Annotated in this window: 23 protein-coding genes and 1 pseudogene; 8 read left to right on the top strand and 16 right to left on the bottom strand. The window is 28.9% G+C overall.

Annotated elements, in window-relative coordinates:
- Window positions 1-47 precede the first annotated feature (47 nt).
- Window positions 48-2,051 carry an FUSC family protein gene (locus tag ARA19_RS01840; RefSeq protein ID WP_055069249.1) on the top strand — a complete coding sequence of 668 codons (2,004 nt, stop codon included), beginning with the start codon at window positions 48-50 and terminating at the stop codon, window positions 2,049-2,051.
- 88 nt (window positions 2,052-2,139) lie between these two features.
- On the opposite strand, the gene ARA19_RS01835 is transcribed toward ARA19_RS01840, so the two are convergent.
- The 7 genes from ARA19_RS01835 to ARA19_RS01810 form a co-directional block, all read right to left on the bottom strand.
- Entirely contained in the window at window positions 2,140-3,447 is a 1,308-nt protein-coding gene (locus ARA19_RS01835; RefSeq protein WP_055069248.1) for a TRAP transporter large permease, read from the bottom strand.
- A gap of 19 nt (window positions 3,448-3,466) precedes the next feature.
- Complete coding sequence (locus ARA19_RS01830) at window positions 3,467-3,958, bottom strand: TRAP transporter small permease (protein ID WP_055069247.1); 492 nt, start codon at window positions 3,956-3,958, stop codon at window positions 3,467-3,469.
- 11 nt (window positions 3,959-3,969) lie between these two features.
- Window positions 3,970-4,983 (bottom strand): TRAP transporter substrate-binding protein, encoded by a 1,014-nt coding sequence (locus tag ARA19_RS01825; RefSeq protein ID WP_197276551.1) that lies wholly within the window; start codon window positions 4,981-4,983, stop codon window positions 3,970-3,972.
- Window positions 4,984-5,432: 449 nt separating this feature from the next.
- Complete coding sequence (locus tag ARA19_RS17935) at window positions 5,433-5,576, bottom strand: hypothetical protein (RefSeq protein ID WP_242862372.1); 144 nt, start codon at window positions 5,574-5,576, stop codon at window positions 5,433-5,435.
- Window positions 5,560-6,123: a GntR family transcriptional regulator gene (locus ARA19_RS01820; protein ID WP_242862371.1), complete on the bottom strand. Its 564-nt coding sequence runs from the start codon at window positions 6,121-6,123 to the stop codon at window positions 5,560-5,562. The genes ARA19_RS17935 and ARA19_RS01820 overlap by 17 nt, the downstream gene beginning before the upstream one ends.
- Window positions 6,124-6,150: 27 nt before the next feature.
- On the bottom strand, window positions 6,151-7,545 hold the full coding sequence (gene uxaC, locus ARA19_RS01815; protein WP_055069246.1) for a glucuronate isomerase: 1,395 nt from the start codon (window positions 7,543-7,545) through the stop codon (window positions 6,151-6,153).
- A gap of 240 nt (window positions 7,546-7,785) precedes the next feature.
- The gene (locus ARA19_RS01810; RefSeq protein ID WP_055069245.1) at window positions 7,786-8,154 is read right to left on the bottom strand and encodes a glucuronate isomerase; all 369 of its coding nucleotides are present in this window, start codon (window positions 8,152-8,154) and stop codon (window positions 7,786-7,788) included.
- Between the two features lie 757 nt (window positions 8,155-8,911).
- Here ARA19_RS01810 and ARA19_RS01805 point away from each other — a divergent pair.
- From ARA19_RS01805 to ARA19_RS01795, 3 genes are all read left to right on the top strand, one after another.
- Complete coding sequence (locus tag ARA19_RS01805) at window positions 8,912-9,232, top strand: hypothetical protein (RefSeq protein WP_147574344.1); 321 nt, start codon at window positions 8,912-8,914, stop codon at window positions 9,230-9,232.
- Window positions 9,233-9,322: 90 nt separating this feature from the next.
- Window positions 9,323-10,588, top strand: a complete 1,266-nt coding sequence (locus tag ARA19_RS01800; RefSeq protein WP_055069243.1) for an ArsB/NhaD family transporter — start codon at window positions 9,323-9,325, stop codon at window positions 10,586-10,588.
- 167 nt (window positions 10,589-10,755) lie between these two features.
- Complete coding sequence (locus tag ARA19_RS01795; protein ID WP_055069242.1) at window positions 10,756-12,018, top strand: ArsB/NhaD family transporter; 1,263 nt, start codon at window positions 10,756-10,758, stop codon at window positions 12,016-12,018.
- Between the two features lie 147 nt (window positions 12,019-12,165).
- Here the strand turns inward: ARA19_RS01795 and ARA19_RS01790 are convergent, their stop codons facing one another.
- Window positions 12,166-13,608, bottom strand: a complete 1,443-nt coding sequence (locus ARA19_RS01790) for an MDR family MFS transporter (RefSeq protein WP_197276550.1) — start codon at window positions 13,606-13,608, stop codon at window positions 12,166-12,168.
- 360 nt (window positions 13,609-13,968) lie between these two features.
- Here ARA19_RS01790 and ARA19_RS01785 point away from each other — a divergent pair, with 360 nt between their 5' ends.
- The 4 genes and pseudogenes from ARA19_RS01785 (at window position 13,969) to ARA19_RS18260 (ending at window position 16,720) form a co-directional block, all read left to right on the top strand.
- Entirely contained in the window at window positions 13,969-14,592 is a 624-nt protein-coding gene (locus tag ARA19_RS01785) for a TetR/AcrR family transcriptional regulator (protein WP_055069241.1), read from the top strand.
- A gap of 151 nt (window positions 14,593-14,743) precedes the next feature.
- A complete protein-coding gene (locus ARA19_RS01780; protein ID WP_055069240.1) occupies window positions 14,744-16,075 on the top strand; it encodes an MFS transporter in 1,332 nt (443 codons plus the stop codon).
- 148 nt (window positions 16,076-16,223) lie between these two features.
- Window positions 16,224-16,436, top strand: a pseudogene (locus ARA19_RS01775) (aldo/keto reductase); the annotation flags it as partial.
- Between the two features lie 26 nt (window positions 16,437-16,462).
- Window positions 16,463-16,720, top strand: coding sequence for an SDR family oxidoreductase (locus ARA19_RS18260; protein WP_197276560.1), 258 nt, complete (start codon window positions 16,463-16,465; stop codon window positions 16,718-16,720).
- A 93-nt stretch (window positions 16,721-16,813) separates the two neighbouring features.
- On the opposite strand, the gene ARA19_RS01770 is transcribed toward ARA19_RS18260, so the two are convergent.
- The 8 genes from ARA19_RS01770 to mobB all read right to left on the bottom strand — a co-directional run bounded on the left by ARA19_RS01770 (window position 16,814) and on the right by mobB (window position 23,400).
- Entirely contained in the window at window positions 16,814-17,977 is a 1,164-nt protein-coding gene (locus ARA19_RS01770; RefSeq protein WP_055069238.1) for a macrolide family glycosyltransferase, read from the bottom strand.
- A 223-nt stretch (window positions 17,978-18,200) separates the two neighbouring features.
- A complete protein-coding gene (locus ARA19_RS01765) occupies window positions 18,201-18,629 on the bottom strand; it encodes an MOSC domain-containing protein (protein ID WP_055069237.1) in 429 nt (142 codons plus the stop codon).
- Window position 18,630: 1 nt separating this feature from the next.
- Complete coding sequence (moaA, locus tag ARA19_RS01760; protein WP_055069236.1) at window positions 18,631-19,596, bottom strand: GTP 3',8-cyclase MoaA; 966 nt, start codon at window positions 19,594-19,596, stop codon at window positions 18,631-18,633.
- A gap of 1 nt (window position 19,597) precedes the next feature.
- The gene (moaC, locus tag ARA19_RS01755; RefSeq protein WP_055069650.1) at window positions 19,598-20,092 is read right to left on the bottom strand and encodes a cyclic pyranopterin monophosphate synthase MoaC; all 495 of its coding nucleotides are present in this window, start codon (window positions 20,090-20,092) and stop codon (window positions 19,598-19,600) included.
- Window positions 20,093-20,232: 140 nt separating this feature from the next.
- Entirely contained in the window at window positions 20,233-21,252 is a 1,020-nt protein-coding gene (locus ARA19_RS01750) for a molybdopterin-binding protein (RefSeq protein WP_055069235.1), read from the bottom strand.
- 36 nt (window positions 21,253-21,288) lie between these two features.
- Window positions 21,289-21,813 (bottom strand): substrate-binding domain-containing protein, encoded by a 525-nt coding sequence (locus tag ARA19_RS01745; RefSeq protein WP_055069234.1) that lies wholly within the window; start codon window positions 21,811-21,813, stop codon window positions 21,289-21,291.
- Between the two features lie 25 nt (window positions 21,814-21,838).
- Entirely contained in the window at window positions 21,839-22,330 is a 492-nt protein-coding gene (locus ARA19_RS01740) for a MogA/MoaB family molybdenum cofactor biosynthesis protein (protein WP_055069233.1), read from the bottom strand.
- Complete coding sequence (gene mobB / locus ARA19_RS17005; protein ID WP_084764146.1) at window positions 22,318-23,400, bottom strand: molybdopterin-guanine dinucleotide biosynthesis protein B; 1,083 nt, start codon at window positions 23,398-23,400, stop codon at window positions 22,318-22,320. The genes ARA19_RS01740 and mobB overlap by 13 nt, the downstream gene beginning before the upstream one ends.
- Window positions 23,401-23,433 lie beyond the last annotated feature (33 nt).

The following is a 23,433-nucleotide window of genomic DNA, read 5'->3' as shown; positions in this document are numbered from 1 at the left end:
TTACTTGTCATAACAAGTAATTTAAATATAAGGATGTGAAACTTCAAATGCAAAAACATAACTCGCAAAATACAATTACAAATATTGTCCTTAACAATATACACCCAAAAAAACTTTTCCATGATCCTTGGGATAGTCTTCGTGTAGTAATTGGAATTTTCATAGCAATTTTAGTTGGATTTATTTTAAAAAATCCTGATTTGCAAGCCTTGTTATCTGTAGGTGCTTTCTTAGCTGGTATTCTAATTTTAATACCTCACCATAGTAACAGAGCTTTAGTAGGAATAAGTAATTCTTTTTTACTTATACTTGCCTTTTTTGTAGGTGCACTTTTACATAGTGAACCAGTACTTTTATATATAATATTTTTTGTGCTCATATTTATTTCTGGACTTTTAAGAAAACTAGGTATTGCAATAGGAATCAAAGCTTTAATACTATCAATATTTGTATTAGCTTCTGCTCAAATGTCTCCAGATTTAAAAACTGGAATGACTATAAGCTTTGGTATAGGAGCTGGAGTTTTAATAACTTTAGTATGTCAAATACTTCCTCCATATACAAACAAATTTACCTATGAAAAACAATGTTTATCTAATGTTTTTAAACAATTAGCTCTTGATGCACATTCATTAGTTAATAAGAAAAGAAATACTTCTGCTTATTTAGGAGCAATTCATTTATCTAGAAATTCTTTAGATTCACTAGATAAAAACTCCAAACATAACGTTAATTTTTTATTTGAATTAGTTGCAAAAGCAGAAATAATAGAAGATTGTTTTAATTTTATTTATCTTAATGATATATATAACTCTCAAGAAAAAGAATTAAAAGAGATTGGAAATTCATTAATAGATATTTCTAATAAATTAAATGATAAAAACAATAAAAACTTTTCTTTTGAACATGAATTCAAAAATATATTTACTCATTTAAATAAATATAACTTTAATAAAGAAATAAGCTCAAAATCTGAATTTAATCAATTATTAAATTCTCCTAATGCATCTAAGAATGTTATTAAACTACTTCTAGATGAATTGAATTTTAAATCACCAATTTTCATTCAATCCATACGTTTATCAATTTTCGTTATGATTGCAACAGTGGCTGGTGACTTGTTAAATTACTTCCCTAGTATATCTGTACCAGGTCATGGTTTTTGGATTCCATTAACCACAGCAATTGTTCTTTTCCCAGACTATGTAGATACTTTTACTAGATCAATTGAACGTACCTTGGGAACTATTGCTGGTGCCATAGTAGGCTATTTAATTTCCTTACTTCCATTTGGATTACTAGGGCACTCTATTATTACATTGATTTTACTTTGTGGATATGTAGTTTTCCGTAGTTCAGGACAAGCTTGGATAATGTTCTGGATTGTTGCATGGCTTTGTAACTTAAGCGTTTTACACCATGTTGCAGTTCCAAGAGCTATAGATACCATTGTTGGAAGTATTCTCGCTCTAATTGCTTGTATAATTTGGCCTACTTGGAATACTAATAAAATAGATAAATTACTTGCTAATTGGGTTAAGCTTCAAGGACAATATATACAAGGCATAATAACTTTAAACCTTAATTCAAATAGCTTTGAGCCCTCTAAACTTAATGCTATACGTCATAAATCAAACTTAACTCATCAACAATTATTAGGTAATATAAAAAAAGCAAAATATGAACCTGTATTTTCAAATTCAAAATGGAATAATGCAGCCTTAGAGGAACTTACATCTCTTATTACTGATATAACCTATAAAATTTCTAGCTTAAATGTTACTTTAGAAAAAATGAATTCTAAAAATTCTAATATCAATGAATTTGCAGAAAAATTTAATTCTTCTATGGAATGTTTAAGTAACTTTATCATTGGAAGTACTGCAAAAGAAAGTGAGTATGAATACAACATTGAAAATTTAAAAGCAGATATTAATGAGAAGGAATTAAATCCTACTTTTAAGGAAAACTTAAAAACTCTAATTTCAGATATTGAACTACTTGATTCAACAATAAAGTTAATACACCAACCACAAGAAAAATTTGCTTAAAACTAAAAAAAGGAGACTGTTATCCAAAGTAGATTCTAACGCTACTTTGAAAAACAGCCCTCGCTTTTTATTTAAATTAAGCCTATCTTTAAATCATTCCTAGTAATCTAGGTATAAATAAACTTATTTCTGGAACAAAGGTTATTAACATCAGAACTGCTATTATTGCAGCATAAAATGGTAATAGATGTTTTATAACATGTTCTAACTTTGTTTTTGCTACCCTACATCCAACGAAAAGAGTATTTCCAACTGGAGGTGTTATTCCCCCTATACACAAGTTAAATATTAATATCATTCCAAAGTGAATTGGATCCATTCCAAAATTCTTAACTACTGGTAAGAATATTGGCGTAAATATTAATATTGCTGGAGTTAAATCCATAAATGTTCCTACAATCAATAAAATTATATTCATTATTATTAATATAACAATTGGATTACTTGAAATTTTTAATAATACAGTTGTTATTGCATTTGGTATATTAGTGAATGCTAATACCCATGACATAATTGATGATACACCTATTAAAAATACTATTATCCCTGTCATTTCAACTGTTTCCATTAAAAGCTTTGGCATATCCTTTAACTTTATTGTTTTATAAAAGAAGAAAGCTAAAATAAATGAATAAGCCACTGCTACTGCTGCTCCTTCTGTTGCTGTAAACACTCCACCAACTATACCACCAATAATAATTATTATTAATGATAAAGAAGGAATGGCTTCTACAAATACTTTAAAAGCATCTTTAAAGGATATCTTTTGAGTTTGACCATATTTCTTTCTTTTACTTATTACTAAAGCAACACCCATTACTGCTAGTCCCCAAAGAATTCCTGGTATGTATCCAGCCATAAATAAAGCTGCTACTGATGTTCCACCACTTACTAAAGAATAAATAATTAAAGAATTACTAGGAGGAATCAAAAGCCCTGTTGGTGCTGATGCTATATTTACAGCTGCACTAAAGTCTTTATCATAACCTTCTTTTTCTTGAAGTGGTCCTATAGTTCCACCTATAGCCGCAGCAGCTGCTACTGCTGATCCACTTACTGAACCAAATAACATATTTCCAACTACATTAGTTTGCGCTAAAGACCCTGGGAGCTTCCCTCCCATCAATTTAGCAAAGTTTACTAACCTTAAAGCTATACCTCCATTATTCATTATTACTCCAGCCAATACGAAGAATGGTATTGCTAATAATGAAAATGAATCTATTCCTGAAAATATACGTTGTGCTGATGTTATTAATGCATTCTCTAAAGGTAATGCTGTTAATATAGAAACTACCGATGTAATTCCTATACTTATAGATATTGGTATACCTATAAGTAATAATATAGGAAAAACAGCTAGTAATATTAAACCTGTTTGCAGTGCTAAATCCATTTTTCTCTCCCCCTAAATTCTATTGTTCTACCTTTACTTTTTTACCATATTTAATCAAAAGTTCCTTTAAATTTATTACACTGTAAATTATTGTTATAACTCCTGAAAGAGGTAATACTGTATATATATAACCCATTGGAACACCTAATGCTGGTGATACTTGTCCCATAGCTAATTTTGTTATTTCAATACCTCCATAAACTAAAACTGCTCCTGCAAAAACTAAAACTGCTACTTCACTTATTATCTTTGTAAGATTATTTTTTGCTGGAGGTAACTTTTCAACAAAGAATGACATTGCCATATGGTCTCTCTTTCCAAAAACATAGGCCGCTCCAAGAAGTGATACCCAAACAAAACAATATATTAAAAGTTCCTCAGAAGTTGTACTTGGCTTGTTTAAAAAATATCTTGATATAACTTGCCAAAGTGCTAAAAGAACCATTAAAACTATAATGGACATACAAATAACTTCTAGGGTTTTATTTAGAAATTTCTTTACGTTCTCCATTTAATTTCCCCCTACTTTTCTGCCTTTTCACGTATTTTATTGTATATTGGTGCTACCTTTTCATTCTTCTTAAACTCCTCATGAATAGGCATAACTTTTTCTTGGAATGGCTTTGTATCTGGATATGTAAATTTAACACCCATTTCTTCTGCTTCTTTTTTGGCTTCTTCAATAGATTTTTTCCATTCCTCAACTTCAAATTCATTAGATTTGTTAACAGCATCTAAAACTATATTTCTATGTTCTTCACTCATTCCATCTAGTTTTTTTGCATTCATTATTAAAATATCTGGTATCATTGCATGCTCATTATAAGAATAATATTTACTAACCTCCCCATGCTTGTTAGTTATTAAAGCCATTTCATTATTTTCAGCGCCATCTATAACATTTTGTTGCAAAGCTGTATAAACTTCACCAAAACCCATTGGTGTTGGTGATCCCCCTAATAGTTCTATCATTTTTATATTAGTAGGACTTTGTTGAACCCTTATTTTCATTCCTTTTAAGTCCTCAGGTTTTTCAATTGACTTCTTATTAGTATAAATATTTCTTGTACCTGCATCATACCAAGTTAATCCAACAAAACCATCATTTCTAGTTTGTTCGAATAAAGTACCCAAAATCTCCTTATCATTCATAACTGAATAATAATGTTCTTTACTATCAAATAAATATGGTACGTTAAATACGCTATACATTTCTTCAAAACTCTCAAGCAAACTTATACTTGCTACAGATATATCTATAGCACCAGTCTGAGTTAATTCAACTGCTTCTCTTTGTGAACCTAATATTTCATTTGGAAACACTTGAACATCAATCTCTGCATTACTATTTTTCTCTACTTCTTTTTCAAATTCTAATAGAGCTTTATGAATGGGATGATTTTCTCCTTGATTGTGAGCTACTCTCAATAATTCAACTTTCTTTCCACTTGTGGTTTTTCCTCCATTTGAACAACCTACCAAAGTTGAACTGAGCAATGTTGTAATCATAAGTACAAACAACGTTTTTTTGACCATATAAAATTCCCCCTTACTTTTGTATAAGTATTTCAAATATTAAAAAAATTATATTATGTATTTAAATATATTTTTAATAACTTAAATTTAAAAATATATTCTTTACCACTCTAAGTATTAATCATAATAAGTAATCTAAGATATCTTTAAAATTATCTCCCCTTATAACTAAAACTTTTTAATAAAATACCTTAAGTTTACTTAATTTTTACTATCCTGTTATACTTGTATACTAGCATCCTCTGTATACATTTACAAGAAAAATAGTAAATATTTTCTTTTTGTTAATTATCTATTAACATTTTGTATTTTTTTATAAGTAAACTAAAATTATCTATAATATCTAAAAAAATCCTGACATTCTTTAAGCCTTTTCAAACAACTTTTTAAAAGTAAAAGATGTCTACTAAGTTAGGTGCCAATAAGGCACTAAATTTAGTAGACATCTTTTACTTTTTGAAAAACTGATTAAATTTACTACCCTCTGCATATAATTCTGCCCACTTTTCTGTAGGTTTCTTTATATGAAGGTCTATTATATACTCAACAGATGATATATCCTTAGTTTTTATTATGTTAAGTATTTTTTTCATGCTCATCAGATATATGAACTGTTGATTTACTAAGTTCTGATAATAATCTTACCCTATTATAATGAGAACTTATTTTTTGTATACTTTCCCATATGTTAATCATATTTACTCCTCTAAATATGATTTCATGGAATTCTTGATCTAATCTATGCATTTCCATTTTTGAATTTTCTTTTCCACTAGCTAATTTTTGTGCAAAAAGATTTTTTTCTAACTCATCAATTGACTCTTCTGGAAAGCTTACGCAAGCTAATTTTAACACTTCCTTTTCAAGTACCGTCCTCATAAATGTCCCTTCATTCATAAGGTCCCTGTCTATTAAGGATATATAGGTTCCCCTTTGTGGAATAACCTCTATTAGGTGATCTTCTTTAAGTTTCATAACAACTTCTCTTATTGGAGTTCTTGATAATCCTAAACGCTCAGCTATATCTGTTTCACTAAGTCCTTCACCTGGTTTTAAATCTAAATTCATTATATTGCTTTTAAGTACCCTATAAGCATATTCTTTATTACTTTCACCCTTGATTTTTTCGTATAATTGCATAACTTACCTTCCATCATCACTCTATATCTATATATCAAAATATTTCTTGCTATTATAGTAACATATATTTTCTACAATTTCTTTAAGTTTTTTATTGTTTTTCGGATATTCTCCATTTTCAACAATATTACCTAAGAACTCACATAATATTCTTCTGAAATATTCATGTCTTGTATATGATAAAAAGCTTCTTGAATCAGTTAACATACCTATAAACTTACTAATTAATCCTAGCTGTGATAATGCCATCATTTGTCTTTCCATTCCATCTTTTTGGTCATTAAACCACCAGCCTGAGCCAAATTGAATTTTACTTATATCTCCTCCCCCTTGGAAGTTTCCTAACATTGTTCCTATAACCTCATTGTCCTTTGGATTTAAACAATATAAAACTGTTTTTGGAAGCTTATTTTCTTCATCCATAGCATTTAAAAGATAACTAAGTGGTTCTGCAACAACATGGTCATTTATAGAATCAAAACCACAATCAGCACCTAAAACCTTAAACATTCTTTTATTGTTATTTCTAAGTGGTCCTATATGAAGCTGCATAGCAAATCCATTTTCATGGTAAAGCTTTCCTAAGTATGTCATTATATAAGTAAAATATTTTTCTTCTTCTTCTAAAGTTATTTCCTCATTATTCAATGCTTTTTTAAATATTCTTTCACATTCTTCCTTTGAACATTCTCTATACATAACTCTCTCTAAGCCATGGTCACTTATTAATGAACCATTATCCTTGAAAAATAGTAATCTATTTTCAATTGCTCCTAATAAATCATTTAAATTTTCTATTTTACTCTTTGATGCCTCACCTAAATTTCCTATGTACTCAATGAAACCGTCTTTTCTTATTTTTATAATATTATCTGGTCTAAATGTTGGTGCTACTACAAAATTTAAATCTTTTTTTCTTAATTCTATGTGATATTCTAAAGTATCTATAGGGTCATCAGTTGTAGCTATATACTCAACATTCGCCTTATTTATAAGATTCATAACATCCATTTCACCAGATGCTATTTTTTCATTACATTTATCCCAAATTTCCTTTGCTGTATCTTCACTTAAAGTTTCTTCAATTCCAAAGAATCTTTTTAATTCTAAATGTGTCCAGTGATATAATGGATTTCCAATGGCATTATCTACAGTCTTTGCCCACATTACGAACTTTTCATAATCTGAAGCATCACCAGTTATATACTTTTCATCTATGCCATTACTTCTCATAGCTCTCCATTTATAATGATCATGTCCAAGCCACATTTCAGTTATATTTTTATATCTTTTATTTTCTAAAATCTCCTTTGGATTAAGATGACAATGGAAATCAACTATTGGCATTTTTTCTGCTACTTCATATAACTCCTTAGCTGTTTCACTACTTAATAAAAAATCTTTCCCCATAAAATTTTTCATGTTATCAATCCCCTTAAACTACTATTTTATAATACTAGTATACTATACTTTTATAAAAATAATTGTTAACAATTTTAAACATTTTCATTGGCTATTTTATTAATATATTTAAACAATAAAAAATAACACAAGGATTTTTTTAACTGTAATATTATAAATATTTACACTTATAAATATCCTTGTATTAGCTAAATTCTATTTACCTTTAAACTTTAAATCTAAATTTTCATTTCTAAACTACTAGATTTTAAATTCTAGTTCTTCAGCTATTTCCTCTAAATAATTCATTATATATGATGCATATTTTTCTCTTTCTTCAAAAAGTATTTCTTCATTTCTTAAAGCTTTTTTTAAAATTTCATCAACTTCTGAAAAATTACTATTTTTCATAACTTCTGATTCTAAAACCTTATCTATTATTCTACACTCTTGATTTCTGAAAGCTAAAACCCTTAATCTTATAGCAAACAATAGGGATGCTAAATCATATATTCTAAAATCTATAGTTTCCCCCAAATTATAGATATAATCTGAAAACCCATCTTTATCAATAGCTAAAAGATTATGAGCTTTAAAAACAACAAAATTCTTTCCATCTAATTTTTTCACTGTATACCCGTTGTTAGGTTCCTATAAATTCAGAAAACTCACCTTATTTTTCTAAACTTATAATCCCTAAACAACAGTCACCTCCCCCTATTTTTAATTAATATCTTACCCATTATTTATAGTTTACTATATTAATATTATAATTATTGTTAATTTTTTAAAACATTTACATTCTAAAAATCTACAATTCCAAATTAATATAACCTATATAAAATTAAGTAATGTAGTAACTCATTATTTATCTAATGACTAGCGCCTGTAACCTCCCAATATTCTATAAACTAATCATAAATAAACACAAGTCCCTAGATAACTTTCACTAAGAATAAAATAGAACTTTAACTCTCTTTAAACTAGCTAGCACTTATAACATTGTTTCCCCCTAAAATTTATATAATTTATTTTATATATATTAACTTATTCATTTTAAGTTTATCAACCTTTTTTTACCATTTCAATCTTATACGTACAACATTTTTTTACATAATTTGTTGTTTTTTTATATACTGAAAATTTTCTTATAATTCTCCAATGAAATTTATTAATTATTTTTATATTTTTATAATTTTATTAATAAAATATATTGTATAAATCTCTTATTGCTAATTTGTTTATAATTTTTTAAAATCTTTTTTCTATAACTTTAATTTTATTTCAGACTAAATCTCAGTTTATAATTGATTTTTTGTACACATTTTATTAACACTCCTTGTTTTTTAAGCTATAATAGATTAAAAGAGTTTGGATACAATTCTCTTTGGTAATTGATTTTATATATAATCAATATGCTACAGAAAGGATGATGAAAATGGGGATAAATGCAGCATCTAGTAATAACTTCACTTTAATTTTCGGGATTTTTACACTTTTATTTGCTGATTTAATAGTAACTAATATGAGCCTTTCCCAACTTAAAGGTGAAAGTAATGGTAAGAATTCTGAGAATTCTACCGAAATCTCTAAATTGACTAAAACTTATAATTCTAAATTCAAATATACTATCGTTATTATTACCTTAGTTTTAATTTATTATATTGTGAATGCTCTTACTTTTCTTTTTGCACACAATATAAAGTAATATATAACAGAATCCATATGACATTTTAGTAATGTTTCTGTGATTATTTGCTTCAATCCTGGGGACGCTAACACTTAGAGGAGGATTTTAATGAATCATATGCAAATTATAGCAATTACTATATTTTTAATTACAATTTTTGCTATTATATCTGAAAGGTTTGATAATACCGTTTTGGCTTTACTTGGTGCCGTAGCAATGGTAATTTTCAAAGTAATACCTTTAGATTCTGTTATGTCTTACGTAAGCTTCAATACCTTAGCTGTGCTTATTGGTATGATGCTTTTTGTGGCTATTTTAGGTGAAACAGGATTTTTTGAATACATAGCCATATTTACAGCAAAATTTTGTAAGGGGAATGTTTTAAAAATAATATTTAGCTTAGCTATTTTAACCGCCATATTTTCTGGAATATTAGATAATGTTACTACTGTTTTACTTATGGGACCAGTAACTTTTCTAATCACTAAGAAACTAAAAATCAATCCAATACCTTTTGTTATTATGGAGATTTTTGCTTCTAATATTGGTGGAACAAGTACACTTATTGGAGATCCCCCAAATATAATGATAGGTAGTGCTGCTAATCTTAGCTTTATGGACTTTATAGTTCACCTACTACCTATCACTATAGTAATTTTATTAGTAACAACAACTATAATTTATTTTGTATATAGAAAAAATCTAGTTATTAAAAATGAAGTTAAATTAGAAATAATGAAGTTAAATCCAAAGGACTCCTTAAAAGATAAAAAGCTTCTTTATACAGGGCTTATTATTTTATTATTTGTTCTTCTTGGATTTATATTTGGTGATAAACTAGGCTTATCAGCTGGAGTTGTTGCTATGACTGGGGCAATGGTTTACTTATTAGTAACTCGTAAACCTATTAGTAATTACATAATTCAAGTTGAATGGTCATCTATCTTATTCTTTACAGGACTGTTCATACTTGTTGGAGGACTAGAAAGTGCTGGAATAATCAAAATACTAGCTAATCTAATCCTAAAATACGATCATAATAACATAATTCTACTAATGATAATACTATTATGGATATCAGCAATAGTATCATCTTTCTTAGACAATATACCATTTGTTGCAACGCTAATTCCTTTAGTAATGACCTTAAAAGGTCAAGGTGTAGATGTTTCTATGCTTTGGTGGGCAATATCACTTGGAGCTTGTCTTGGAGGAAATGGTACTTTAATAGGTGCTTCAGCCAATGTAGTCTTATCAAAAATATCAGAAAGAAATGGTTATAAAATAACCTTTGGACAGTACTTAAAAATTGGATTTCCACTTATGTTGCTATCTATATTAATGTCAACAGGGTACTTATTCATTCTAGGTTAATAGCTAACTATATTGGAGGATGTGTAAAATCATCCTCTATTTTTTTGTCTACAATACTCTAACCTCATATAAATCTAAGATAATCAAACATAGGTATTTCACATCTTCCTTCATTTAGATTATTTTTAAGAATTCTTGGGGACTATAAATCTGTGGAGGTGATTTTTATGAATTCTCAACAGATTTTAGCACTAGCTATTTTTCTTATTATTATTTTTGCTATAATTTCTGAAAAGTTTGATAACACTGTTTTAGCCCTTTTCGGTGCAGTTTTAATGATTATTTTTAAGATTGTTCCTTTAGAAAAAGCTATGTCCTACGTTAGTTTTAACACCTTAGCAGTTCTCATAGGTATGATGCTTATTGTTGCCATTCTTGGTGAAACTGGTTTTTTTGAATTTATTGCAATTTCCACCGCTAAGCTCTGCAAAGGTAAAGTCATTAGCATTTTTTTTAGCTTAGCTGTCTTAACTGCATTTTTTTCTGGAATACTTGATAACGTTACTACTGTTTTGCTTATGGGGCCAGTTACTTTCTTAATAACTAAAAAGCTTAATATTAATCCTATCCCTTTTGTTATTATGGAAATCATGGCTTCTAATATTGGTGGAACCACTACCTTAATTGGTGACCCACCTAATATTATGATTGGAAGTGCTGCTAACTTATCTTTCGTTGATTTCATTAAAACTCTTATGCCTGTTACAACAGTTATTTTATTTATCACTGCTGGCATCTTATATTTTACATATAGAAAAAAGCTCACTGTTGAAAATCAATATGTTACTGAGCTTTTAAGTTTAAATCCTAAAGATTCTCTAAAAGATAAAAACCTTTTATATAAGGGCTTAGTAATTATTTTATTTGTTCTCTTTGGATTTATATTTGGTGAACATTTTGGATTATCTGCTGGAGTTATTGCCATAACAGGAGCAACTTTATATCTATTAATAGCAAGAAAACCACTTGGACAATTTATTAATCATGTTGAATGGTCAGCCATACTATTTTTTACTGGATTATTTATTTTGGTTGGCGGACTTGAAAGTGCTGGACTCATAGAAAAATTAGCTGAATTAATATTAGAATTTAATCATAGTACCTTAATATTAATGTTAATTTTATTGTGGCTTTCTGCACTTGTATCTCCATTCCTAGACAATATTCCTTTTGTTGCAACTTTAATTCCCTTAGTACTAACCTTAAAAGAACAAGGAATTGATGTAACAATGCTTTGGTGGGCTATTTCATTAGGAGCTTGTCTTGGTGGAAATGGAACATTAATTGGAGCTTCAGCTAACGTTGTTCTTGCAAAGGTTTCAGAAAGTAAAGGATATAAAATTTCTTTCATAGACTACTTTAAAGTTGGATTTCCACTTATGATACTCTCTATAATAATTTCTATGGCATATTTGCTTATTATTTCCTAAGAATAAGTAACTTATCTTAACTTTAAAAGAATGATAAGCCCATATAACTAGATAAAAGGCAGAGAGGATGTATCTGTAATTTGATACATCCTCTTCTCTTAATTAAAAATTAATTTAATATATTACTTTTTTATCTACTCAAATATTCTAATACTCTGGTACCTCAATTTCTCCTTCTGCAACCTTTATCATTTCATCTGATAGTGGTTTTTCTTTCATAATTATACCTAATACAAAAGATAAAATCATAAGCGGCACTGTCCATAAAAATATTTTATCAAAGGAATGTACATTAGCTACCATTGTATGGTCTGTGGCTAAGGAAGTTGTTAAAATTGCTCCAAATATTGCTGCTCCAAAAGCACCACCAAGGCTTTTAAAAAAATTCAATGCTCCTGTTGCAACCCCTAAAAACTTATGCTCTACAGTATTTTGTCCTGCTAATAAAGCTACTTGTATTAAAAATCCCATACCAGCTCCAGAGAAAAGTAATGCAATTATTAATTCTACTACTGAAGTATTTTGGCTTATTAAACTTAAAACATACATTGATGCTCCTGTCATTATTGAACCTATTATAGGATATATTTTATAGCTACCGTTTTTTGCAATTAACTGACCTGCAAAAATAGTGGCGATAGTTATACCTACTATCATAGGAATTACAAATAAACCTGCCTTTGTAGCAGAATAACCACCTACATTTTGTAAGAACATTGGAACATATAGCATTACTACAAATAAAACTAAAGTAGCAAGTAAAAATTGAATACTTGAAATTATAAATATACTTGATTTAAATAAATGTAATGGAGTTATAGGTTCTTTTACCCTCTTCTCCACAAATATATAAATCACTAATAAAATTGCTGAAATTACAGCTAATGTTAAAATCATCGGTGAGTTCCATTTATATAAATTTCCTCCCCAAGTTGCTATTAATAAAACTAAAGTTGTTATTATAGTTGCTAATACTCCTCCAAATACATCAACTTTACCTTTTCTTTTAGGAACATGAAGCTTAAGCTTAATAGCAACCATAAACATAGCTAAAATTCCTATTGGTACATTTATATAAAATATAATTCTCCATGAAAAATATTGCGAAATAAATCCACCTAAAAATGGTCCTGTTATTAAAGCTATCATTGCAACTATACCAGTATAACCTTGGTATTTTGAACGTTGACGAGGAGGTACTATGTCACCAATTATAGCCATAGTTAAAGAATTAAGAGCTCCTCCCCCTATACCTTGAAAGGCACGAAATATAATAAGCATAAACATATTGGAAGCTAATCCTGATAATACTGAACCTATTAAAAATATTCCAATTGATATTTGGAAAATAACCTTTCTTCCATATATATCCCCAAGCTTCCCAAATAATAAAGTTGTTATTGAACTTGTTAATAAATAAGCCGTTGCAACCCACGAAACATACTTCAATCCACCTAAGTCCATGCTTATAGTAGGCAAAGCTGTTGCTACAACAGTTTGATCTAATCCTGAAATAAATAAAACTAGCATAAGTGGAATCATTATAGACATAATGCCACTACTATAATTCTCTTTTGTATCTTCGTTCACTTTACTTTCATCTCCTTGTTTTAAATTTGTTGCTATGAAATTAATCTAAGAAACATTCTTCTTTTATCACATCTTTTAGTTTTTAAAGAAAATTTTTTGTGATGAATCAACTGTTAAGATAATTTCCTTTTTAATTCTAAAGTCAAAAACTTCACTTTATAAAAATAGTAACTCACTTTACTTTTAAAGTCAATGTATTTTTATATTTACTTTACTTTATTGACTTTTAAAAAAAATTAGGTTAAGATTTTTATATAAACTTTGACTAGAAAGCTGTATCTGTTATCTTGTGTTTATAGAAAATCAAAGTTTTACAGACACTAGTTATGATATAAATAGAAAGGTAGGTAACTTTAAGTTATGAATGATATGAAAAAAACTTTAGGATTAAGGGAAAGAAAAAAACTCCAAACACGCAATAATATATTAAAAGTTGCTTGGAATTTATTCGAAGAAAAAGGATTTGATAACGTTAAAGTTGCTGAAATAGCAGATGGCGCAAATATCTCTGTGAAAACTCTTTTTACATACTTTAGTTCAAAGGAATCTATAATATTTGCTGGAGAAAATGAATTAATTAATGCCATAAAATCTGCCTTTGAAAATAGAAAAGAAAATGAAAGTTTAATTGAAATTGAAAGAAAATTAATAGATAACCTATTAGATGAAGAAGATAATAACGCTTGTTTTGAAAGCAATACCTTAATCGAAATAGTTTCAAAAACTCCTAGTATTATTTCTCATCTTCTAATAATGTGGAAAGCTTATGAAGATGAATTAAGTGCCATACTTGAAAAAGATAATAATTTAAACTTATCTCCTTTGCAAGCAAAACTTATTGCAATAAATTTAATTGCTCCATTCCGTTTATTATTTGATTTATTAATCGAAGAAAAACTCTATGGAAAATTATCAAAGGATGCTATAAAAAAAGAATTAGATGATATGATTCTCATTGTTCAAAATGGAATAAATAATTTGTAAAATAAGATGAATTTAGAGGTTGATTTCATACAACCTCTTTTTTATTTTCATAATCTAAAAATAATTATTATAAAAATAAAAAAATTACTTGCCTTAGAGTTAACTTCAAAGATTATACTTCTAATTGTCGAAAAAATTGGAGGAATAAAATATGAAAACAAAAAGAAAAAAGCTTGATATTATCTTATTTATTATTTTAATAAGTTATTTCATGATATTATTAGACAATTCTATTATCTTTACAGGAACTATAAAAATGGCTCAAAGTTTACACTTAAATAAAGTTGAACTTTCTTGGGTAACTGATGCTTACTCATTAACCTTTGGTGGTTTTCTACTTTTTGGAGGACGTGCAGGTGATATTTGGGGGCGTAAAAGAATCTTCCAAATTGGATTATTTATATTTGGTATTGGTTCATTAATTGTTGGACTTTCCCATAATGCTACAACTATTATTTTATCTCGTGGCTTCCAAGGTATTAGTTCAGCTCTTTTAGCACCAACTTCTTTAGCCTTATTAATGGACAACTATACAGGTCATGAACGTACTAAAGCTATTTCTTATTATGGTGCTACTGCTGGAATTGGAGCTAGTATTGGACTAGTTATTGGTGGCTTCTTTGCAAGTTTATTATCATGGCGTTATGGATTTTTTATAAATGTACCAATTAGTATTATTATGTTAATACTTTCTCAAAAATACTTAAATAAAAGCACTACAAAAGTTGGAAAAGTGGATTATTTAGGAACATTTATATCTTTAGTTGGTATGATTTTATTAGTATATAGCATAGATGGGGATAAATACAGATTAGTTAGCTTAATTATTTCAATACTTCTCCTTATTGGATTTATTTATCAAGAATCCGTTGCAAAAGATCCAATGATGCCACTTAGCCTATTTAAAAACAATGAGCGTTTAGGTGCATATCTTGCTCGTTTCTTTTATTTAGGTGCAATGTTAAGTTTCTGGTTCTTAACACCACAAATTATGCAAACTGAACTTCACTTTTCAGCTCTAATGGCTGGAATAGGATTCTTCCCATTAACTATAGTGAATTTCTTTGTTGCTATGAAAGTTGCAAAATTAACTTTACGTTTTGGAAATGCACGTCTTTTAGCAATAGGTCTTATAATAACTTTAGTTGGAATGATTTTCATAACCTTCTTTAGTGCGCATTTAGGATATTGGATTGGTATTGCTATTCCTATGGTTCTACTTGGTGCTGGTCAAGGTATGACCTTAAGCCCTTTAACAGTGTCTGGTGTTACTCATACTAAAGCAAAAGAAGCTGGATCAGCTTCAGGAGTTGTAAATACTGTCCATCAAATGGGTGGTGCTGTTGGACTTTCAATTATCATTAGTATCACAAGTTTATTTACTCATCACACTTACAATATAGCAATGTTAATTGCATCCATATTCTTATTTATTTCTTTACTATTTACTGTTTTTTTAATCATGCCAAGTGAGAATAAATAGATTTGGTGTAATTTTACTAAAAAAATTTTTTAAAATCCTATTGCCTTTGAGTTAACTCAAAAGTATATCATTTATTTAAGAACAAGAAATACTTTTATTAGCAGTGACAAATATACAATTATTAAGTTTATAAAGGAAAATAACAAATATGAAATATGTAACTTTAAATAACGGTGTAAAAATGCCTGCTCTTGGTTTTGGAGTTTTTCAAATTAATGATGAAAAGGAATGTGAAAAATCTGTAATTGATGCCATTAATGTTGGGTATCGCCTTATTGATACTGCTCAATCCTATGGTAATGAAGAAGCTGTAGGTAGAGCTATAAAGAAAAGTGGGATTAATAGAGAAGAGCTGTTTATTCAGCAACAAAATGGGCCGTTCGTGCTATTAGTGAATCCTTACGTGAGGAAGTAGCTAAAGATGAAAGTAATATTCGTGTAACTATTATTTCCCCAAGCGCAATTAATACTGAACTATTAACTTCAGTTACTGATTCTTCTCTAAGGGAAAACTACAAAAAGTTTTATGAAAACTTTGGTATTCCAGTAGAACGTGTTGCTTTAACTATTCAACAAGCTATTGACCTACCAAATGATGCTTCTTGGAATGAAGTTATCATTCGTCCAACTAAACAAGTTCAATAATTAATCAAAATTATTTACTTAGTCTATGAAATAAAAACTTATTATTTACTTTTTAGGGATAGCCTATTAAAATGGGCTATCCCTAATTTTTATTTATAAGTCCTTATATATTTGATTTGCTTCCTTTGAAGCGTTTCTCAAGGATTCTCCTATTAATGTTGCATTATTCTTATAGCTTGAATTTGCTATTATTTCACCTACTGCTTCTCTCAAGGTTAATTCTGTCACATCTACTCTATGTATCATAATCCCTGCTCCACTATTTTTCACTATTTTTGAAACTAAAATTTGGTCTCCAAACTGTGGTAATACTATTAAGGGAATACTATGGTATAACCCCTCACTACAGCTATTCATTCCACCATGAGTTATAAATATATCAGCTTTTTTCAGTACTTCTAGTTGTGGAACATAGTTATACACCTTAAAGTTGCTCGGTATCTTTCCTAAGCTCTCTATGTCTGTTTTCTTACCCACAGATAATATTACTTCTATTTTTTCTAAGTCCCCAAAGGCTCTAAAGGTTGTCTGGTAAAACTCTATTTTTTTTGTATCTTTAGTTCCTTGAGATATGTATATTAAAGTTTTTCCTTCTTCCTTTTCAAAATCAAATTTTATTTCTTCCCCTCTTTCTATAATTGAAGGGCCTAAAAATAAAAAACTCTGGTCAAAATCTTCTATAAAAGGTTGATAATATTTTGATGCAAAAACTAATTTTTTTTGAGCCTTACAATCTGAAACATTATCTATCATTGATCTTAACTTTATATCATATTTTTCATTAATTTCTCTTGTTCTTCCTTTAAATTCATCAGAATCTCCATTTACTAAGAATGTTCTCTTTCCTGATTTCTTCACAAGAGACACCATATTCTTTGATATAGCAAAAGTTGTGTATAAAGCTACTGTTTTCTTTATGTTCAATCTTTGTGCTATGTCTTCCCCTATGGATAAAACTGAATCATAGATAATTACATCAAAGCTTTCCTTTTCTTTAAGTATTGTTGATAACATAGCATCGGCTAGTCTTATAGCATTTTCTATAGGAAGATGTTCATCTATTTTATCATCATCCTCTTCTAAAGGTTCATAGTTGTAACTCTTAAACCTAGCCCCTGTCTTCTCTACTATTCCTCTAAATTCCTCAGTACAATAACATACAACCTCATTTCTAAGACAAATTAAATCCTTCATCATTTTTATAGTTGGATTTACGTGACCATGCCCTGGATAATTGATTACTAAAAATTTCTTCATTCTTTTCTCCTTCGTATTTTATATCTATTTAAACTTATTATTCTAATCTAAATTTATTTTACTTACTCTATTTTATTTATTTTACTATATTAAGTATATTTTTTCACACTCTCTTTGAAACACAGCTATTTATCTATATATTAAATTTTTATCCAAAAAAGAGGCCATATCCTAATTGATTTCTATCAATCAGATACAGCCTTCCTCAGTTGCATTATATAAATTATAATACTGTTATTTCATCTCCAGGTTTTACTAGAGCACCTTTTTGTACTGTTCCAAAAACTCCATTTTTAGGCATAATACAATCACCTACCATTTTGTATATATGACATTTATCATGACACTTTTTACCTTTTTGAGTAATTTCGATTATTGCATCTCCAACAGTTACTTTATCACCAACTTGGATTTTATCTAAATCTAATCCTTCAGTTACTAGATTTTCACCAAAATCTCCAAATTTAACTTTTCCACCTCTTGCAATAAAGTCTTCTATTTTTTCCTTTTCTAGTAGAGAAACTTGTCTATGCCAATTTCCACCGTGAGCATCACCTTTTAATCCAAATCCTTCTACTAATTCTACTTCATTTATTTGTGTTTTCCCTATACCTTTTTTCTCACTTATACATATTGCTACTAACTTTGCCATTTTAACCTCCTATTTGGAACATAAATCTACTGTCTTCTGATTTCTTTTCTTCATTAAATTTATGTCCTACTGGTTTATTAAATATAGTTTCTTTTATTTTTTCTTCTAAAAGTTCCTTATCCTCAGTTTGAGCTATTAGCTTCTTAAGGTCTAATCCACTTTTAAAATGTAAACACTGCTTTAAGAATCCATCTGGCGTTATTCTTATTCTGTTACAACTATCACAAAAATGCTCGGATATTGCTGATATAAAACCAACCTTCCCCTTTGCACCTTTTATTTTTACATATTTTGCTGGTCCATTAATTCCTTCATTATGAGATTCTTCAAGTTCATATTTTTTCTTTAATAAACCTAGTAATTGTTCTTCTGTTTTTCCTTTGAATTTAATACCCTCTCCTATTGGCATTAATTCAATAAATCTTACATCTAATTTTTTATTTATAGATAATTTACATAAATCTATAAATTCATTATCATTAATTCCATCAATTATAACAACATTTATTTTAACTTTTACTCCAAGTTCTAGAGATTTATCTATAGCCTTTAAAACTTTATGTAAATCTCCACCTCTTGTTATATCACTAAACTTCTCTTCATGAAGGGTATCAAGACTTATATTAGCTTCAGATAATCCTGCTTTAACTAATTGCTCAAGTTTCTCCTCAAGGAGTATGCCATTAGTGGTAATTGCAATTTTTTCAATTCCACTTTTCTTAGCAACATCAATTAAACAATGAAGATCTTTTCTAAGTAGTGGCTCACCACCTGTAAATCTTAATTTCTTTGTACCTAATTCCCCGAAAATATTAATTATTTTTTCAAGTTCCCTATTAGTTAAAGCACCTTCAACATTATTAAATTTTACATCTTTTTCAGGCATACAATAAATACACCTTAGATTACAAGCATCAGTAAGAGATATTCTTAAGTAGTCTATCTCTCTGCCACATTTATCCTTCACTTTAATTTGATCCTCCTTCGTTAAAGTAAAAATCTCCACTTTTTCCGCCTTTTTTAGATACTAAATGTATTCCCGTTATAACCATAGATTTATCAACAGCTTTACACATATCATAAATTGTTAGTGCTGCTGTAGAAACAGCAGTTAAAGCTTCCATTTCAACTCCTGTTTTTCCAGTGGTTTTAACTTCTCCATAAATAACTATTTCGCTATTTTTTTCATCTATTTCAAAATCTACATTAACACCATTAATCATAAGTGGATGACACATAGGTATTAAAGTGCTAGTTGCTTTACTTCCCATAATACCAGCAACTCTAGCAACCCCTAAAACATCCCCCTTCTCAATAGAACCTTCTTTAACACGGTTCATAATTTCTTTGCTAACTCTAATAGCTCCTCTAGCAAGGGCTACACGCTTAGTTTCATTTTTTTCTGAAACATCAACCATACGAGCATTGCCCTTCTCATCAAAATGAGTTAACTCATTCATTATATCACCTCCACATATCATCTGATGCCTATTGTTTATAATTCTTTGAACTCCTATAGCTAAAGTATTATAAACACAGACATCTAGATAACTTCCACTAAAATTTATATGAAGCTTTAATCCTATCTGAATTAAGTTTCAGTTTACTTACCGAAAGAACAGTGTGGATAAGTACATACTGGACAATCCATACATAGTCCTCCATGTCCTAATTCTGCTATATCCCTTTTTGTTAGCTTTTCATCTGCTAATACTCTAGGTAACACTAAATCGAATACTGTTCTTTTTGAATACATTACACAAGCTGGTAAGCCAAGTATTGGTTTTCCATCTAAATATGATAAAAGTAACATAGCTCCTGGTAATACTGGTGAACCATAAGTTACTAATTCTCCACCACAATCTTTTATTGCAGTTGGTGTCATATCATCTGGGTCTACTGACATTCCCCCTGTGCATACTACTAATTCTGCACCCTTTTCAAACCATTCCATTATTGCTTCACTTATTTTTTCCTTTTTATCATCTATTATACTTTGTCCTAAAACTTCACAACCAAAGTATTCAACCTTAGCTCTTATAACAGGTCCAAATTTATCTTTTATTTTTCCTGTAAACACTTCACTACCAGTTGTTACTATACCAACTTTTTTCTTTTTAATTTCCTTAACTGAAATTAAGTTTTTATTACAAGTTTTCTTTGCTTCTTCTAAAAGTTCTTCTCTTATCATTAAAGGAATTACTCTAGTTCCACCTATTTTTTCACCTTTTTTAACTTCCATATTATTATGAAGAGTTGCAAACATAATTTCATCTATCATATTAAGATTTAAAAGTTGCTCTTTATCTACTTTTAATAATCCATCTCTAGCTGCAAAAACATCTATTTTTCCTTCTTTAACTTCAGCAAATTCAAGACCTTCTGCTTCACTACAAGTTGCATCTATAAGAATTTGAGCTGCATCATTTTCATGCACAAGCCCTGGAGTGTCTTCCCAGACGTAAACGTGAAATTTCCCTGCTTTAAGAAGTGGTTCTATATCCTCTTCTCTAATGACATGTCCCTTTTTAAATAATCTTCCTTTAAACTCACCTGGAACTATTTTAGTTACATCATGCTGAAGAACTCTTCCTACAGCATCTTCTGTCTTAATCATTTTCATCGTAAAAACCTCCAAACTTCTTCAGTCAATAATTCATTATTTTTTTCTTATTAAGGAATATTTTTTCAGTATTGCTTCCCCTTCTTTACTTTCAACAAATGCCATAAATTTATTTGCTAAAATGTTGTTGCTTAGTCTTATTACTGTATATTTGAATTTCTCTTCATCTTCTATATCTGATTCTAAGTTTTGGCTTTCTGTTAAGTCTTTTTTGTAGAATACCTGAGTATCTCCAAAGCTTTTCACATCACTTTCTTCAGCTATTCCAACATCTACTATATAATCTGTATATTTTTCCTTATAGGCTATGAATATATCCATTTTCACTCCTCTTACTATTTCTTCTTCTAACTTTGAGGACTGATTGAATATTAATTTTACTTTTGCACCCTTATTTATTCTTTCATAGGCTTCTTTCATCTCTTTTAATGGTTTCTCTAAAAATGAAGATGCCCCCACTATTACTTCTTTATTTTCTTCTTTACTATTATTTTTTCCATTAAATAAAATTATTAATCCCCCACCTAGCATTGCTAGTATTAAAAGTAAATATTTACTCATTGTATATCCCTATCTCTAAACATTATCATTTTCTTGCACAGTCTTTAGCTGTTTCATTTAATATGTCTATTCCATGTTTTAAATCATTTAAAACATAGTCTAATGCTTCTTTGCATGCTTTTGGGCTACCTGGTAGATTAACAATTAAAGTTCTTTTTCTTATTCCTGAAACTGCTCTTGATAGCATAGCTCTCTTTGTTATAGATAAACTATACATTCTTATAGCTTCTGCTATTCCTGGAGCTTCTCTATCTATTATTTCTTTTGTTGCCTCAGGTGTTACATCTCTTGGTGCAAATCCTGTTCCACCTGTGCTTAAAATTAGGTTAACTCCTAATTCATCACTCATTTTTATAAACTGTTCTTTTAACATTTCTTTTTCATCTGGAACTATTACATAACTCTCAACTTTAAACCCATTTGCTTCGGCAATTTCTTTTATTACCTTTCCACTACCATCTTCTCTTTCTCCAGCATATCCTTTATCACTACTTGTTATTATTCCTAAAGTATACATAATCCAGCCTCCTTCTCCATTAATTCCACAATAGTATCATAATCATTTAAATTAACAACTATTCCATCTACCTTTAAATTTTCTTCATCGGTTGCTACCGCAATAAGTTGTTCCCTAGGAGTAATTATATTTTTTGAAAAGCCTTTTCTAAAGACTTCTATTTTCCTATAATTACTTTTCTTAAATCCTTCTAATATAATAAAATCACTTTGAGGCATTGTTTTTATCACATCTTCAAGTGGTATCTCTTCTTTTAATTCTCTAATTAATGCAAACCTATTTGCCGATGAAATTGCCACATTATCAGCACCAGCTATTCTATGCCTATAGGTGTCTTTCCCTTCTTTGTCTATATCAAATCCATGAACATCATGCTTTATTGTTGAAACAATATAATTTTTCTTTTTTAAGGCTTTTAAAAGCCCTTCTATTAAAGTTGTTTTTCCTGAATTAGAGCAACTTGCTACAATATTTATAACTGTTGGCTTTTTTAATTTCTTTCTATTTTCTAAGAAATTATAATAATCCTCTGGTGTATTTATATTTAATAAACTTTCTTTGTCACTAACATAAAAATACGAAGATTTAATACCATTTATAAAGTTTAAAAGTTTATAACTTTTATTCGTTATAAGCTCCTCTAATTTATCCAAAACGGATCTTTTGTAAATTGCTAATAAGGGTTCTATACGACCATTAGAGCAAACAACTAAAGCATCCTCAGAAAATTCAATGTTTGACATGTTTTCTACAATCTCAGGATTTATTGATGGCATATCTGCTGCTACAACAAATATTTTTTCAGCATCTGTTTCCTTAAAAACAGAATATAGGGCTCCCATAGGGCCTATTTCTTTTTTTATATCTGCAACTAATCTACACTTATGAGTAAATTTACTATATAATTCAAAATCATTACAAGATATTATAATTTCCTTAAATCCTTGTAATTCTTCAATTCTCTTCTCTATAAAACTTTTACCATCAATATCTAAAAAAGCTTTTGTTTTATAGTTCATTCTTGAATTTTTACCACCTGATAAAATAACAGCTGTGATTTCACTTTTCATATAAATACCTCCAAGAAACCATATTAAAACAAA

This window comes from Clostridium massiliamazoniense (genome assembly GCF_001403635.1).
Taxonomy (GTDB): Bacteria; Bacillota; Clostridia; order Clostridiales; family Clostridiaceae; genus Sarcina; species Sarcina massiliamazoniense.
The sequence above is the reverse complement of the archived record's forward strand: the minus strand, read 5'-3'. Positions and strand labels throughout refer to the sequence as shown.